We start from the raw sequence: 15310 nt of genomic DNA on the forward strand, positions 1-15310 counted from the left end.
CAAACGAAATTTCGTGTTTTGACCTTTTCGCAAAATATATTTTAATGTAACTTGCACTTCCAACGCAAAAACAGTATTGTCTATCCAGCATTCCTAGTTTTTTTTAAACCCACCTGTAGACCATCTTTTTTGCCAGTTTTTCAATAACCAAAATCACAAAAAAGTTTAGCCGATGTCTTCTTCTAACGCACCGCAACAGGGTCTATACCGGCCTGAGTTTGAACATGACGCCTGTGGAATTGGATTCGTCGCACACGTGAAGGGCCGCAAGTCGCACCAGATCGTGGAAGACGCCCTGACGATGCTCACGCGCATGGACCACCGGGGTGCGGTTGGCTACGAAACCAATACGGGCGACGGTGCCGGGATTTTGATTCAGATTCCTCATGAATTGTTCGTTGACGAATGCCGCAAGCTGAATTTCTCGCTGCCATCGGCGGGCGATTACGGGGTTGGGATGATTTACATGCCCAAAGACGAGCGTCTGCGGAAGGAATGCCGGGATATTCTGAACCGAACCATCAAGAAACTAAACCTGGAGCTGATTGGCTACCGCGTCGTGCCGGTTGATTCATCCGACCTGGGGAACGGTTCGCGCTCGGTAGAGCCGCAGATGGAACAGGTTTTCATCCGCAAACCCGAAACCCTGACTCCCGACGAATTTGAACGGAAATTATACATTGTTCGAAACTACAGCAGCCGGATCATCAACGAAACCGTAACCGGCCTGCAAAATAGTTTCTATTACTCCTCGCTTTCGAGCCGGGTTATTACCTACAAAGGCCAGCTGACGACCATGCAACTCCGGGATTACTACCCCGATTTGCAGCGGGAAGAACTGGTATCGGCCATTGGCGTGGTGCACTCGCGTTTCTCGACCAACACCTTCCCCTCCTGGCAACTGGCGCAGCCGTTCCGGTACATTGCCCACAACGGCGAGATCAACACCGTAAAAGGCAACGTCAACTGGATGAAAACGGCGGAAGCCATGCTCGAATCCAAGTTGTTTACCAAGGAAGAGCTGGCCATGCTGCGCCCGATCTGTAACCTGAATCAGTCGGACTCGGCCAACCTCGACAACGCCATCGAATTGCTGGTGCTGTCGGGCCGGTCGCTGCCGCACGTGATGATGATGCTGATTCCGGAAGCCTGGGATGGCAACGAAAGCATGGACCCCGCCCGTCATGCCTTCTACGAATACCACGCGGCCATTATGGAGCCGTGGGACGGTCCGGCGTCGATTTCCTTTACGGACGGCAAGATTGTCGGCGCAACCCTCGACCGCAACGGTCTGCGTCCTTCGCGCTACTGGGTAACCGACGAAGACGTGGTCATTATGGCATCCGAAGCTGGGGTCAACGACGTTGATCCGGCGAAGGTCGTCAAAAAAGGCCGTCTGCAACCGGGCCGCATGTTTGTGGTCGATATGGAACAGGGCCGCATCATCAGTGACGAAGAAGTAAAATCCGACATCTGCTCGCGGCAACCGTATCAGCAGTGGCTCGACGAAAATAAAATTAAAATCTCCGACCTGCCGAAACCCGTCCGCACGTTCAGCCACATGCGGAAACAGGACATCACGCAGCGTCAGCAGGCATTCGGGTATACGTCCGAAGACCTCCGGATGATTCTGGGGCCGATGGCCAAAACGGGTCTGGAAGCCCTGGGTTCGATGGGAACCGACTCGCCCTTGGCCGTTCTGTCGGACCAAAGCCAGCACCTGGCCAACTACTTCAAGCAACTGTTTGCGCAGGTGACTAACCCGCCGATTGACTCCATCCGGGAGCGGGCCATCATGTCGCTGATTTCGTTCGTGGGGGCCAACGGCAACCTGCTGAGCGAAGAACCCGAACACTGCCGGTTGATCGAGCTGACCCAGCCCGTGCTGACCATCGAAGAATTTGACAAACTGCGGTTTGTGGATAAAAACCACTTCCAGGCCAAAACCATCAACACCTATTTCCGCGCCGATCAGGGCGGGGTAGGTCTGGAACGGGCCCTGGAACGGATTTGCCGCTACGCCGAAGACGCCATCGAAGACGGGTTTGAAATCATCATCCTGTCCGACCGCGCCATCGACTCCGACCACGCGCCGATTCCCTCGCTGCTGGCTACTTCGGCCATCCACCACCATCTGATTCGCAAAGGATTACGTGGGCAGGTCGGTATTCTGGTTGAAGCCGGTGACGTGTGGGAAACGCACCATTTTGCCGCTCTGATTGGGTACGGTGCATCGGGCGTTAACCCCTACATGGCGTTTGAGACCATCACCGACATGAAGGAGCGCGGCCTGATTCAGGTGGATTATCCGGTTGAAAAACTGCACCAGAATTACATCAAAGCCGTTAACAAAGAGCTGCTGAAGATCTTCTCGAAAATGGGCATCTCAACCCTGCAATCATACCAGGGTGCCATGATTTTCGAGTGTCTGGGTCTGAACAAAGACGTGGTGGATCGTTACTTCACGGGCACCATTTCCCGTATCGGCGGTATGGGTCTGGAACAAATCGGCCGCGAAATCCTGGTGCGTCACCGGCAGGCGTTCCCTGAAGACAATAAGCTCACCAACCGCCTGGAAGTGGGTGGTGTCTACCAGTGGAAACAACGCGGGGAAGCGCACATTTTCAACCCCGATACGATTCACCTGCTGCAACAGGCGACCAAGAAAAACGATTACCAGATTTACAAGAAATACGCCAATCTGATCGACGATCAAACCCGGAAAGCCCTGACGCTGCGCGGTTTGATGAAGTTCAAGAAAGGCAATCCGGTGCCCATCGAAGAAGTTGAGCCGATTGAAAGCATTTTCAAACGGTTTGCGACGGGAGCCATGTCCTTCGGGTCCATCTCGTGGGAAGCACACACCACGCTGGCCATTGCCATGAACCGCATCGGCGGCAAGAGCAATTCCGGCGAAGGCGGTGAAGATGAACTTCGGTATACGCCCCTGGCCAACGGCGACAACATGAACTCCGCCATCAAGCAGGTGGCTTCGGGACGGTTTGGGGTAACAAGCCACTACCTGACCAACGCCCGCGAACTGCAAATCAAGATGGCGCAGGGTGCCAAACCCGGCGAAGGCGGTCAGTTGCCGGGTCACAAAGTTGACGACTGGATCGGTCGCACGCGTCACTCAACGCCGGGCGTAGGTCTGATTTCGCCCCCGCCCCACCACGACATTTACTCGATTGAGGACTTGGCGCAGTTGATTTTTGACCTCAAAAACGCTAACCGGGAAGCGCGCATCAGCGTGAAACTGGTGTCGGAAGCCGGGGTTGGAACGATTGCCGCCGGGGTTGCCAAAGCCCACGCTGATCACATTCTGATTTCGGGTCACGACGGCGGAACGGGGGCCTCCCCGCTCAGCTCGATCCGCCACGCGGGTCTGCCGTGGGAGTTGGGTCTGGCCGAAACGCACCAGACGCTGGTTCGCAACAAACTGCGGGGCCGGGTTACGGTCCAAACCGACGGTCAAATCCGGACGGGCCGCGATCTGGCGATTGCCGCCCTGCTGGGTGCCGAAGAATTTGGTGTTGCGACGGCAGCACTCGTGAGCGTGGGTTGTATCATGATGCGGAAGTGTCACCTGAACACCTGCCCGGTGGGGGTGGCCACGCAGAATAAAGAACTGCGCGCGCTGTTTACGGGTAAACCCGAGCACGTAGTCAACATGTTTACATTCCTGGCAACGGAACTGCGCGAAATCATGGCGGAACTGGGTTTCCGGACCATCAACGAGATGGTGGGGCAATCGCAGATGCTGGAAATGCGCAAGGATATCAAGCACTGGAAATACGACCACGTTGATCTGTCGGCGGTTCTCTACAAAGACGCCAACAGCCTTGACGTAGCTAACTTCAAGCAGGAAGATCAGGATCACGGCATGGCCGACATTCTGGACTGGACGCTGCTCGAAGCCGCCCAACCCGCCTTGAAAAACGGTGAGTCGGTGTACGCGGAGTCGCCGATTATCAACCTCAACCGGGCCGTGGGTACGGTTTTATCCAACGAAATTTCGAAGATTCACGCGGGTAAAGGACTACCCGAGGGAACCATTCACTTCAAGTTCCGGGGAACGGCGGGTCAGAGCTTTGGTGCCTTTAACACAAACGGTATCAAGCTGGAACTTGAAGGCGATGCCAATGACTATTTCGGTAAAGGCCTCTGCGGAGCGCAGCTGATCGTTTATCCCGACCGCATGGCGCCGTTCAAACCCGAAGAAAACAGCATTGTCGGTAACGTATCGTTCTACGGTGCGACGTCCGGCGAAGCCTACATCCGCGGAATGGCCGGGGAACGGTTCTGCGTCCGGAACTCCGGAGCCAAAGTCGTAGTCGAAGGCATTGGTGATCACGGTCTGGAATACATGACGGGTGGTCTGGCCATCATCCTGGGCTCCGTCGGACGCAACTTTGCCGCCGGGATGTCGGGTGGTGTGGCATACGTCTGGGATAAAGAAGGCGACTTTGCCGCTAAAGTCAACCCGGAAATGGTAAGCCTGGAGAAACTAGCCGAGGAAGATGTGGCGATCCTGAAGGAATGCGTCGAAAAACACTTCCAGTACACCACCAGCAACGTGGCGCTGCAACTGATTCAGGATTGGGATCACCTCATCGGTCAATTCGTGAAAGTGATGCCAACGGATTTCCGGAAAGCCCTGGCGGGTCGCGGTATCTCGCTGACCGATCAGATTCGCGACAAAAATGTCGTGTACCAGGACATCGTCGTTGACGTGGTTCACCAATAAGCAACCCGTTTTCTTTCGCTCATTTTCTAGAGAATCAAGCTCACACACCGTGGTGTGGGCTTGACCTCAATGCTGATAAAAAACCGTATACGCTTTACCATTCATGGGAAAACCCACTGGATTTTTAGAATTCACCCGCGAACTGCCTAAAAAGCGCGATGCCCAGCAGCGGGTTCACGATTACAAGGAAATCGAAAAACCGTACGCCGAAGAGGATACGCAGAAACAGGCCGCTCGCTGCATGGACTGCGGTATTCCTTTCTGCCACAACGGCTGTCCGCTGGGCAATATCATTCCGGAGTTTAACGACGCGGTGTACGAACAGAACTGGGAGTATGCCTATGAAATTCTGGCGTCGACCAACAACTTCCCGGAATTTACGGGCCGGATCTGCCCCGCCCCCTGCGAATCCTCCTGTGTACTGGGGATCAACAAACCGCCGGTAGCCATCGAGTTTATCGAGAAATCGATTATCGAAGCTGCTTACGCCCGCGGTCTGGTGCAGCCCAACACCGGCATCAAACGCACCGGCAAAACCGTTGCCGTTGTGGGTTCAGGACCAGCAGGTCTGGCTGCGGCCGCCCAATTGAACAAAGCGGGTCATGCCGTTACGGTGTTTGAGCGGGCCGACCAGGTTGGCGGTTTGCTGCGCTACGGTATTCCCGATTTTAAACTGGAAAAATGGGTAATCGACCGTCGGCTGGACGTTATGCAGGCCGAGGGGATTACCTTCAAAACCAACACCAACGTTGGCGAACATATCAAAGCCAAGGAACTGCTGGCCGACTACGACGCCGTTCTGCTAACCGGTGGTTCGACCGTGCCACGTGACCTGCCGATTCCGGGCCGCGACCTGAAAGGCGTTCACTTTGCGATGGAGTTTCTGAGCCAGCAAAACAAACGCGTGGCCGAGCGCCCTGTTGAAGTGGATCACCGGGGTGTGAAATACGCCAACGGCGACATTCTGGCAACCGGCAAAAACGTGGTGGTGATCGGTGGTGGTGATACGGGTTCCGACTGTGTAGGAACTTCCAACCGGCACGGTGCCAAATCCGTTACGCAAATTGAGCTGATGCCAATGCCACCGGCTGAACGCGCCGAGAGCACCCCCTGGCCGAACTGGCCGATGATGCTCCGTACCTCTACCTCACACGAGGAAGGTTGCGAACGGCACTGGTCGATCAACACAAAAGCCTTCATTGGCGACGAAAACGGTAATCTGAAAGCCTTGCGCATTGTTGATCTGGAATGGCAATCCGTTGACGGCAGAATGACCATGGTAGAAGTGCCGGGTTCAGAACGCGAAATCGAATGCGAACTGGCGCTGCTGGCAGCTGGCTTTGTGAATCCTCAGCAGGAAGGCCTCCTCAATGCACTGGAACTGGAATACGAACGCGGCAATGTTAAAGCCGTTAACTATCAGACCACAACCCATCCGAAAGTATTTGCCGCCGGTGACATGCGCCGGGGTCAGTCACTGGTGGTATGGGCCATTTCCGAAGGTCGCGAAGCCGCGCGAGCGGTGGACGTCTTCCTGATGGGCGAGAGCCAACTGGAAGCGAAAGCCAAGTCGATGTTTGCGACGGTCTGACCCACGGATAGCTATAGTACGAGAGCCGCTGGTTGACCACCAGCGGCTTTTTCTTTGTTCGGGCAGCACGACGATCTTTTTGAACTTTATACCTTTGTCTCCATTTTATTCCTAAAAGTACCCCTATGAATTTTTTAAAATCCGACCGGCTCAATGATTTACGCTACGAAATCCGCGGACCGGTTTACGAAAAAGCCCTTGATCTCGAAAGTCAGGGCTACACGATCATCAAACTGAACATCGGCAACCCGGCTCCTTTCGGTTTTGATGCGCCCGACGAAATCGTTCACGACATCATACTGAATATCCGCAATGCCCAGGGTTACTCCGACTCCCGGGGTTTGTTTGCTGCCCGGAAAGCCGTTATGCATTACACGCAGAATCTGGGCATTAAAGACGTGGCCATCAACGACGTATTTATCGGCAACGGCGTCAGTGAGTTAATTCTGCTGACAATGCAGGCGCTGCTCAACGAGGGTGATGAAGTGCTGGTGCCCACCCCCGATTATCCGCTATGGACTGCTTCGGTGGCGCTCTCCGGCGGCAAACCCGTTCATTACCTCTGCGACGAGCAAACCGCCTGGAACCCTGATCTGGCCGACCTGGAAAGTAAAATTACGTCACGCACCCGGGCCATCGTTGTTATCAACCCCAACAACCCGACCGGCGCGGTGTACGACAAAGAAATCCTGAAAGGAATCGCCCGGATTGCGGAACAACACCAGTTGATTGTGTTTGCGGACGAGATTTACGACAAAATCCTGTTCGACGGGGCCGTCCATCATCCGATGGCGACGCTGGTGGAAGATACGCTGTGCGTCTCGATGGGCGGTTTGTCGAAAAACTACCGGGCGGCCGGTTTTCGAGGGGGGTGGCTAATTCTGAGCGGGGCCAAACACCGGGCCAAATCCTACATCGAAGGGCTCACGCTGCTGGCCAGTATGAGGCTCTGCGCCAACGTGCCGACCCAATACGCCATTCAAACTGCGCTGGGCGGTTACCAGAGCATCAACGACCTGATTCTGCCGACGGGGCGACTCTACCGGCAAATTCAGTATGCCTACAACCGCATCACGGCCATTCCGGGGATAACGTGCATCAAACCAAAAGGATCGCTGTACATTTTCCCGAAAATCGACCTGTCGCAGTTCAACATTGCCAGTGACGACGATTTTGTTTACGATTTGCTGGACGAACAGAAGGTGCTGGTCGTGGCCGGAACAGGCTTTAATTACGTCCACAACGATCACTTCCGGATTGTCTGCCTGCCTTCCGTCGACGACCTGACGCCCGCGCTCGACCGAATTGAAACGTTCCTGGAAAGCCGCCGAAAGTAAGCGATGAATTATGAGTTAAGAGTGATGAGTTTTATCTTGTCAAGGCTTTCAATCTCACGGTATTTTTAACTCTACATTCTTAACTCATAACTCTTCATTCTACAAGAATGGCTTCTTTTTCCACCAAACGGACCAACCTGTACATCTTTCTGAGTGCTGTTTTTCTGACCAACGCGATCATTGCGGAGATCATTGGAGTCAAGATTTTTTCGGCGGAAACCTTGCTGAATGTGGCACCGGCTCAGTTGCATTTGTTTGGTGATTTTGTGCTGGATTTCAACCTGACGGCGGGCGTGGTGATCTGGCCAGCGGTGTTCGTCACCTCCGACATTATCAACGAGTATTACGGGGTACAGGGTGTCAAGAAAATCTCCTACGTAACGGCGGGCTTCATCGCGTACAGTTTCCTGATTATCTACTTCGTTACCACGCTCCCACCCGCGCAGTTCTGGCTCGAAGTAAACAAAACCGACGCCGTTGGTAACCCGGTAAACATCAACAACGCCTTTGCGATGATTTTCCGGCAGGGGCTGGGCATCATCATCGGTTCAATCACGGCTTTTCTAGTAGCCCAAATCCTGGACGCGACGGTTTTTCAGTCTCTGAAAAAAATTACGGGTAGCCGCAAAATCTGGCTGCGGGCCACGGGTTCAACGCTGGTCTCGCAGCTGGTGGATAGTTTCGTCGTTCTGGTTATCGCTTTTTACATTTTCGGCAACTGGTCGTTTACGCAGGTTCTGGCCGTCGCCATCGTCAATTACATTTATAAATTCGTCGTGGCCGTCCTGCTGACGCCCGTTCTGTATCTATCTCATTATCTGATCGATATGTATTTAGGTAAGGAACACGCCAAACAATTGGCAAACGAATCGAGCATGAGTACGTTTATGTAGGAAAGGATGAAACGTCCGCACTAATTCCTTTTCATCTTATCAAACCATGACGAAGAACGCCTACATTACGCTACTGCTTTTCACCATGATTGGTCCGGCTTTCGGGCAGAGTCCCCTGGTGACGCTGGTCAATGCCGAAAAGAAATTCGCGCAGTTTTCAAAAGACAGCACTACCAAAGCCGCTTTTCTGGCAAACCTGGCTCCCGACGGGGTTACGTTTGTAAAAGGCAAAGTAACCAACGGCCGGGAATCGCTCGAAAAAAGTCCGGCGACACCCGGAAAGCTAACCTGGCAGCCCCTGGCGGCCGATGTGTCGGCGGCTGGTGATCTGGGGTATACCACTGGTCCCTGGGAATGGCGGCCGAAATCGCTGGCCGACAAACCGACGGGCTACGGTCATTACGTCAGTGTCTGGAGAAAGCAGGCGGATAATAGCTGGAAAGTAGCGCTCGACATCGGCATCTCGCATCCGGTACCCCCTACAGCCCCCGTTAATACCATCCGGGCCGCGACCGGCATTCGTAGCGTCACCAGCGCCGACACGGCGCAAATCCGGGAAGAGTTGCTGGCTTTTGACAAGCAGTTCGTTGCCACGCTGGAAAAGAGTGGAGCCGCCACGACGTATAAACAGTATCTGGCCCCGCAGGCCCGGCTGTACCGAATGGATCAGCAGCCCTACACCGAACAAGCGGCCATCGACCAGATGTTGAAGCAACCCGTTACGCTCGCCTTTTTCCCGCTCAATGCGGCCGTTGCGGGTTCCGGTGATCTGGGGTATGTGTATGGTAATTCTCAGATGGTAACAACAGCGGCCGGGAAACCCGTCAAACAAGCCGGAAACTTTCTGCGAATCTGGAAAAAAGACGGCCAGAGTCAATGGAAAATTGTGGTGGACCTGATTGCCCTGGAACCCACCGAGGCAACGGAAAAATGACAAAAGAGGATAGACACAAGAGAGAAAAGACACCGCGTCCGTAATCCAACAAACGCTCTTTCATCCCTTGTCTTACCTCTTTTGTCCAACCGTGTTGCTTTCAAAAAACGATCCCCCGCTGCGAAGTAAGGCGTAAAGAGCGGCATTCGTTTACGCACTTGCACTTCAACAGCGAGGGATTAGTCTGTTTAGGGCAGCGATTAATCCAGCAGCGATACAAACCGGGCGGGCTCTTTCACCTCCGCCTTTGTTGTTTCCAGCTTGAACGACTTTGTTACTTTGTTTAACCCGTCGCTGATCTGAAACGTGTACAAACCGTCTTTCATCGTTTCCATGTCAAACTTCCGCCAGTATTTTTTCAGGCGTTTGCTCACCTTCTCGGTATGAAGTACCTCGTTCTTCTCGTCCAGCAACGACACCTGCAACGGTACTTCAATGTAGTTCTCAATCAATAAATTCATCTTGGCCGAGTTGATCGACCGGTAGATGGCGACGCCCATGGATTTGGTGCGGCTCACGTTGGGGGATGTAGAAGCAACCTTCTCTTTTTCATCACCGGGTTCGGGGAAATGGGATGACGTTCCGGCTAAAGCCGGGCTGCTCAAAGCGAGAACAAGGGCGGTAACTTTTAGGGCGCGATTCATGTGTATTGGTTGTTTTCTGTTGCTTTTACGTTTCCACTGATTCACGTTTTGCAAACGATTTATGCCCTAAAAGTACCGGATTGGTGCAGGCCCGACGTACCGCAAATGAGGTGATATTTCGGAGTGGAGCCGGTGCCCGGATGAACGGTCGAAAGAGCGGATAAAGAAAAAACTGGCCCAATCAGCCGGTTTTTGATCGTATTCTTTCTGTTCCCGTTGTAGAAAATAACGCCTTCTTCGCTAATTCGTATCCCACCAAACGGGGGTGAGCACATCACCCGGAGCAATGCCCGTGGCCGCAATATTGGGGTTGCGCTGCAATTCCGAATCGACGTAGGGCAGCCGTTTCAAAAATTGATTGCCCGTCAGGTTAACCACCGGAATCGTCGGGGCCGGAAAGCCCGTCCGGCGCTGTTCCGTCCAGGCTTCTACCCCGTTCAAACCGTATAACGCGAGATATTTCTGGATAATGATGGCCCTGATTTTATCGGTCTGTCGGGTGTAGTCCACTCCGGGTTTGGTCAGGTAATCGCCAGCTTGTACCCCGAACCGGGCCATGGATGCCGTGATGGCTTCGTTGTACAGTTTGGCCGGATCGTCGGCGCTGGTTCCGGCCCATCCGCGGGCCACGGCTTCCGCCCGCAGCAACAGACTTTCTTCGTAGGCCACCAGCACCACCGGCCGGGCTTTGGCGGCATTGTCGTCGGCCGCCGTTACGCCACTGGTGGCAGACGTCCCGTTGATGGTCCCGTTCAGAAACCGTTGGCCGATGAAGTACTTACCGGGATAGGACGTGAACTGGGCCGTGTTGGTCGAGGTGGTGCCGTTGGGCGTAAAAACGTACTCCATCTCGGGCGTCCGCAGGTCCGCGTCGAGGAAGTAAACCGGCATCCGCGGGTCGTTGTTGGGCACCATCAGATTACCAATGGTAGTGCTGGCGGTCAGGTTGTTAGACAACCGGAAATTAGCCTGCCAGAGCGGATTTTCGGAATTGGTAACGGTTCCGTTGGCAAACTCCAGGCTTTCCCCCGCCTGCATAAAAGCCGTTCCGCTGCTGGCATAAAGCGCCTGAATACCGGTCCGGGCCGCAGCCGGGTCAACCTGGCTGAGCCGCAGGTAAAACTTTAGCTTGAGCGTGTTGGCCAGCCGCACCCAGCGATCCACGCCTGCCTCATTGGCGGCCTGATAGAGCATATCCGCCGTGCCCGGAAAACGCCCCTGCTTTTTGGCAATATCCGCTTTGGCTTCGTCCAGCAGCGTTTGCAACCCCGCATAAATATCCTTCTGGGCGTCGTATTTGGGCGTGATGGTCAGGTCGGCGTTCAGGGCTTCGGAAAAAGGAATATCCCCGTACAAATCCGTCAGTACGCCGAATCCGTACGCTTTCATGATTTTCGAAATCCCGACCATCCGCCATTCGTTCTGCTGGCTGCCCTGGTTGATGACGTACTGAAAATCCTGCAACGCCCCGGCATACATGCCCACAAACTGCCCACCCTGACCGTCGAGTGTAGACGAGGTGATGTTGTACTGATCCCAGCTTCGGTACTGATTTCCGCCCTTCGGAATGGTCCAGTACTGGGCCAGCACCCCACCCAGAATGTTGAGTTGTCCCCCAACAATAAAAGCCACCTGCGCCTGTCCGGCCGGCAGAGTCAGGTTAATATCCGCTACGGTCGGGTTGTTGGGGTCGGTATTAATATCCAGATAATCGCTGTCGCAGGCGGTGTTCAGGCCGATCAGCAGGCTCAGCAACAGCACTTTTTGTATGATTCGTTTCATCGTTTCAGAAAATCAGCATCCGTTATAACACTAGTTTCAGGCTGGCCCCGTAGCTCCGGGTCGCGGGATAGGCCAGGAACTCGTAGCCCTGGGTGTTGCCGGTCCCGAATGAACTTACTTCCGGGTCGACGTTGGGTTGCGATCTGGGCGTCCAGAGCAGCAGATTCCGGCCAATCACCGAAAGCTGAATGATTGAGAACGGGGTTTTCCCAATCAGCGATTTCGGCAGGGCATAACTCAGGCTCATTTCGCGAAGTTTGACGAACGAGGCATCGTAGAGCGTGTTTTCCCCGAAATTGGACACCGTCGACCAGTATTCGAAACCGCCGTCGGTTTTGATGGTGGTGTTGGGCGTAAAGGAGCCGTCCTGATTCTGAATGACAGAATTGGGGTAGACGAACGGCTGCCGGTCGTTGTAGGTCGTTTCTTTGGTAAAACCGCCAAACTGCCCCAGCCCAGCCGTCTGGGAGAAGAATTTTCCACCCTGCCGCGTATCGACCAGCGCGTTGAAGGTCAATCCTTTGTACGAAACCGTATTGCTCAAGCCAGCCGCAAAATCAGGTTGAACGTTGCCCAGCACCTGCAAGACCGGATCAGCCAGCGGCCGGCCCGTGTTGGGATTGATCACCACGCGCCCCTGCGGATCCCGCAGCATTTTACTACCGAAGAAAGTCCCGTACGGTTCGCCCAGGCGGGCCTGCAAACCCGGCGAAGACAGACCGCCCAGGTTGACCGGCGCCAGGGGGTTATACAACTCGGTTACCTTGTTGCGGTTTCGGGTAAAGTTCAACGATACATCCCAGCGGAAGCCCGACGTTGATTTCACCGGCGTTCCGGTCAACAACAACTCAATGCCTTTGTTGGTCATTGCGCCCGCGTTCAGCGTCTGGGCCAGAAAACCGGAGGTGCTGGAAATGGGTACGTTGACGATCTGCTGGCCGCTTTTGGAATGGTAATAGGTGAAATCAATTCCCAACCGGTTGTTGAAAAACAGAATTTCCGTTCCAATTTCCCAGGATGTTGTCAGCTCCGACCGCAAATCCGGATTTCCGCGAATGTTGCCGACCGAAAAGCCGGGTACTCCGTTGAGCGGAAACTGGTAAGACCCCTGAAAACCGTCGGTGATGGTGGTGCGCGAAAAAACCGGTACGACCTGGTACGCATTGGCCACTTTACCCACCTGCGCGATATTGGCCCGTACTTTGGCGTAACTAATAGGCGTATTTCTTAAACTTAGAAAAGCCGACGTCGGAATGAAACTGACGCTGGCGCCCGGGTAAAAAAACGAGCGGTTTTTCGCCGGCAGCGTCGACGAGTAATCGTTCCGGCCCGTTACGTCCAGAAACAGATAATCCTTGTACGACAACTGCGCATCGCCGTAAATACCGTACAGCCGCGTCCGCGAATCAACCCGCGTGGTGACAATCGTGCTGGCGTTACTGAGGTCGTAAAAACCCGGCACCACCAGCGGCTGCCCGTCGTAAACTCCCCGTGTGGTGTTGTAATCCTGCAGGTTATGGCCCAGAATCACTTTCAGGTTGAGGGACGGATTCAGGTCGCGGTTGAAAGTAACGATGAGGTCCGACAGCAGGCTCTGGAAGTTGGTGTTGTCTTCCACATACCGCCCCCCGACGTTCGCGATTGTGCCCTGGGCAAAAGTCTGTTTGCGTAAATCGGAGTACATATCCGTCCCGATCCGGTACGTCAGATTAAGCCACGGCACGGGGTCGTAGGTTATCTGTGCATTGCCGAAAAAGCGGTTTACGTTGTCTTTCAGCAGGTTATTATCCAGCAACCAGTACGGGTTATTCCGGAAACCGGCCAGGTAATAGCCTTCCAGGTTGTAGCGGGGGTCGTTGTAGTCTTTCTGATCGGTAATCTCGATGTCGCGCGGGGTGTTGTAGATCGTTTGCAGGATATTAGACCGGCCCTGACCCTGCACCCCCCGATCTCCCCCAGAACGGGTGAAGGTCGCCGATAGATTTGCCGAAACCTTGTTGTTGAAAAACCGCGTTCCGGCCCCCACGTTCACGGCGGTCCGGCGGTAATTTGTGTTCGGAATCATGGATTTCGTGTTTACGTCCGTCACCGTCAGGATGTAATTTGACGTGCCGTTGTTGTTCCGAACCGAAAACGAGTTGTTGAGCGTCACCCCGGTTTTGAAAAAATTGCGGACGTTGTTGGGCTTGGCCGTCAGCGGAATTGAGTCGGGCGCTTCCTGCTGGCCGAGCGAATACAACCCGTAGGTATGCCAGTTGGGCACCTTCTGTCCTTCTATTTTAGGGCCATAACTGATGTTTCCCGCGTCGAAGAGGTCGTAAACACCGTTGAAACCGGCACCGAACGTGTTCTGGAAATCGGGCAGCCGCAGCGGGTTTTCAAACGTCACCGAACTGTTCAAACTCACCTGCGGCTTGTCCGTGACGGATTTGCTCCGGTTTTTGGTGGTGATGATGATCACGCCCGAAGCCGCCTGCGAGCCGTAAAGCGCGGCCGCGGCTGGCCCTTTCAGGATCGATACCGACTCGATGTTGTTGGGGTCAATGTCGGCGGCCCGGTTGGTGATGTCCACTCCGTTATTCAGGTCGCCCCCCCCCACGGCGGAGGGAGTTCCGTTGCCGTTGATGATTTGGGTGGTTGTGTTGTTGTTGCTGACGATGATCCCGTCGACCACGTACAGCGGCTGGTTGTTGCCGTTAAACGACTGCGCCCCCCGAATCACGACGCGGGTTGCGCCCCCGGCGGCCCCCGATGCGCTCGAAATCTGCACGCCCGGGACGCGCCCCTGCAACGCCCGCAGCATGTTCGACTCGTTGGCCCGGATCAGCTCATCGCCCTTGACGTTGGTGACTGCGTAACCAAGCGTTTTTTTCTCCCGCTCAATGGCCGACGCCGTCACGACAACTTCATTGAGGATGGCCGTACTTTCTTCCAGCGTAATGTCAATAGTCGTGCGATTCCCAACCGCCACTTCCTGCGTGGTAAAGCCGATGAATGAAAAAACCAGCGTTGCCTCCGGCGGCACGTTCGCAATCCGGAAAGCGCCGTTTCCGTCGGTGGTGCCTCCCTGCGTGGTGCCTTTGATCCCGATTGTTACGCCGGGCATCGGTGCTCTGTCCGACGCACTCCGAACCGTTCCGGACACCGTTCGGGTTTGCGCTACCCCATCCTGATAGCTCAGCAGCCACAGCATGATTCCCCCTAGTAGTCTTAATTTCATTAGTTTGTTGATCTGCGTTTAGTGTTCTGTAAAGTATTTTTAACAAAGTTCACTAACCGGACGCGTTCGAAAATCACGCAATGCGGGGGATTTTGTGCAACAAAAAAACCAGCCGACCCCGGCTGGTTTTTCGTTCACGTTCATCTCATAGAATAGGTTCGG

General features: G+C 54.5%; 8 protein-coding genes. 5 read left to right on the forward strand and 3 right to left on the reverse strand.

The genetic code is table 11. The annotated features are described in order from the left end of the window. The first annotated feature begins 172 nt into the window (after positions 1 to 172). The 5 genes from gltB to OQ371_RS25755 all read left to right on the forward strand — a co-directional run bounded on the left by gltB (position 173) and on the right by OQ371_RS25755 (position 9502). Positions 173 to 4747, forward strand: coding sequence for a glutamate synthase large subunit (gene gltB / locus OQ371_RS25735; RefSeq protein ID WP_265991370.1), 4575 nt, complete (start codon positions 173 to 175; stop codon positions 4745 to 4747). Between the two features lie 103 nt (positions 4748 to 4850). Further along, positions 4851 to 6338, forward strand: coding sequence for a glutamate synthase subunit beta (locus OQ371_RS25740; RefSeq protein WP_265991371.1), 1488 nt, complete (start codon positions 4851 to 4853; stop codon positions 6336 to 6338). A 125-nt stretch (positions 6339 to 6463) separates the two neighbouring features. Continuing rightward, complete coding sequence (locus tag OQ371_RS25745; protein WP_265991372.1) at positions 6464 to 7675, forward strand: pyridoxal phosphate-dependent aminotransferase; 1212 nt, start codon at positions 6464 to 6466, stop codon at positions 7673 to 7675. 107 nt (positions 7676 to 7782) lie between these two features. Further along, a complete protein-coding gene (locus tag OQ371_RS25750) occupies positions 7783 to 8568 on the forward strand; it encodes a queuosine precursor transporter (protein ID WP_265991373.1) in 786 nt (261 codons plus the stop codon). A gap of 46 nt (positions 8569 to 8614) precedes the next feature. After that, positions 8615 to 9502: a YybH family protein gene (locus tag OQ371_RS25755; protein ID WP_265991374.1), complete on the forward strand. Its 888-nt coding sequence runs from the start codon at positions 8615 to 8617 to the stop codon at positions 9500 to 9502. A gap of 200 nt (positions 9503 to 9702) precedes the next feature. Here the strand turns inward: OQ371_RS25755 and OQ371_RS25760 are convergent, their stop codons facing one another. The 3 genes from OQ371_RS25760 to OQ371_RS25770 all read right to left on the reverse strand — a co-directional run bounded on the left by OQ371_RS25760 (position 9703) and on the right by OQ371_RS25770 (position 15148). After that, positions 9703 to 10146: a hypothetical protein gene (locus OQ371_RS25760; protein WP_265991376.1), complete on the reverse strand. Its 444-nt coding sequence runs from the start codon at positions 10144 to 10146 to the stop codon at positions 9703 to 9705. A 240-nt stretch (positions 10147 to 10386) separates the two neighbouring features. Then, on the reverse strand, positions 10387 to 11928 hold the full coding sequence (locus OQ371_RS25765; protein ID WP_265991377.1) for a SusD/RagB family nutrient-binding outer membrane lipoprotein: 1542 nt from the start codon (positions 11926 to 11928) through the stop codon (positions 10387 to 10389). 22 nt (positions 11929 to 11950) lie between these two features. Beyond that, the gene (locus OQ371_RS25770) at positions 11951 to 15148 is read right to left on the reverse strand and encodes a SusC/RagA family TonB-linked outer membrane protein (RefSeq protein ID WP_265991379.1); all 3198 of its coding nucleotides are present in this window, start codon (positions 15146 to 15148) and stop codon (positions 11951 to 11953) included. Between the last annotated feature and the right edge of the window lie 162 nt (positions 15149 to 15310).

It is taken from the genome of Larkinella insperata (assembly GCF_026248825.1).
Taxonomy (GTDB): Bacteria; Bacteroidota; Bacteroidia; order Cytophagales; family Spirosomataceae; genus Larkinella; species Larkinella insperata.

Coding starts and splice junctions, on each gene's coding strand:
- OQ371_RS25755 (WP_265991374.1), top strand. CDS start 8,615: ATGACGAAGAACGCCTACATTACGCTACTGCTTTTCACCATGATTGGT.
- OQ371_RS25740 (WP_265991371.1), top strand. CDS start 4,851: ATGGGAAAACCCACTGGATTTTTAGAATTCACCCGCGAACTGCCTAAA.
- gltB (WP_265991370.1), top strand. CDS start 173: ATGTCTTCTTCTAACGCACCGCAACAGGGTCTATACCGGCCTGAGTTT.
- OQ371_RS25745 (WP_265991372.1), top strand. CDS start 6,464: ATGAATTTTTTAAAATCCGACCGGCTCAATGATTTACGCTACGAAATC.
- OQ371_RS25765 (WP_265991377.1), bottom strand. CDS start 11,928: ATGAAACGAATCATACAAAAAGTGCTGTTGCTGAGCCTGCTGATCGGC.
- OQ371_RS25750 (WP_265991373.1), top strand. CDS start 7,783: ATGGCTTCTTTTTCCACCAAACGGACCAACCTGTACATCTTTCTGAGT.
- OQ371_RS25760 (WP_265991376.1), bottom strand. CDS start 10,146: ATGAATCGCGCCCTAAAAGTTACCGCCCTTGTTCTCGCTTTGAGCAGC.
- OQ371_RS25770 (WP_265991379.1), bottom strand. CDS start 15,148: ATGAAATTAAGACTACTAGGGGGAATCATGCTGTGGCTGCTGAGCTAT.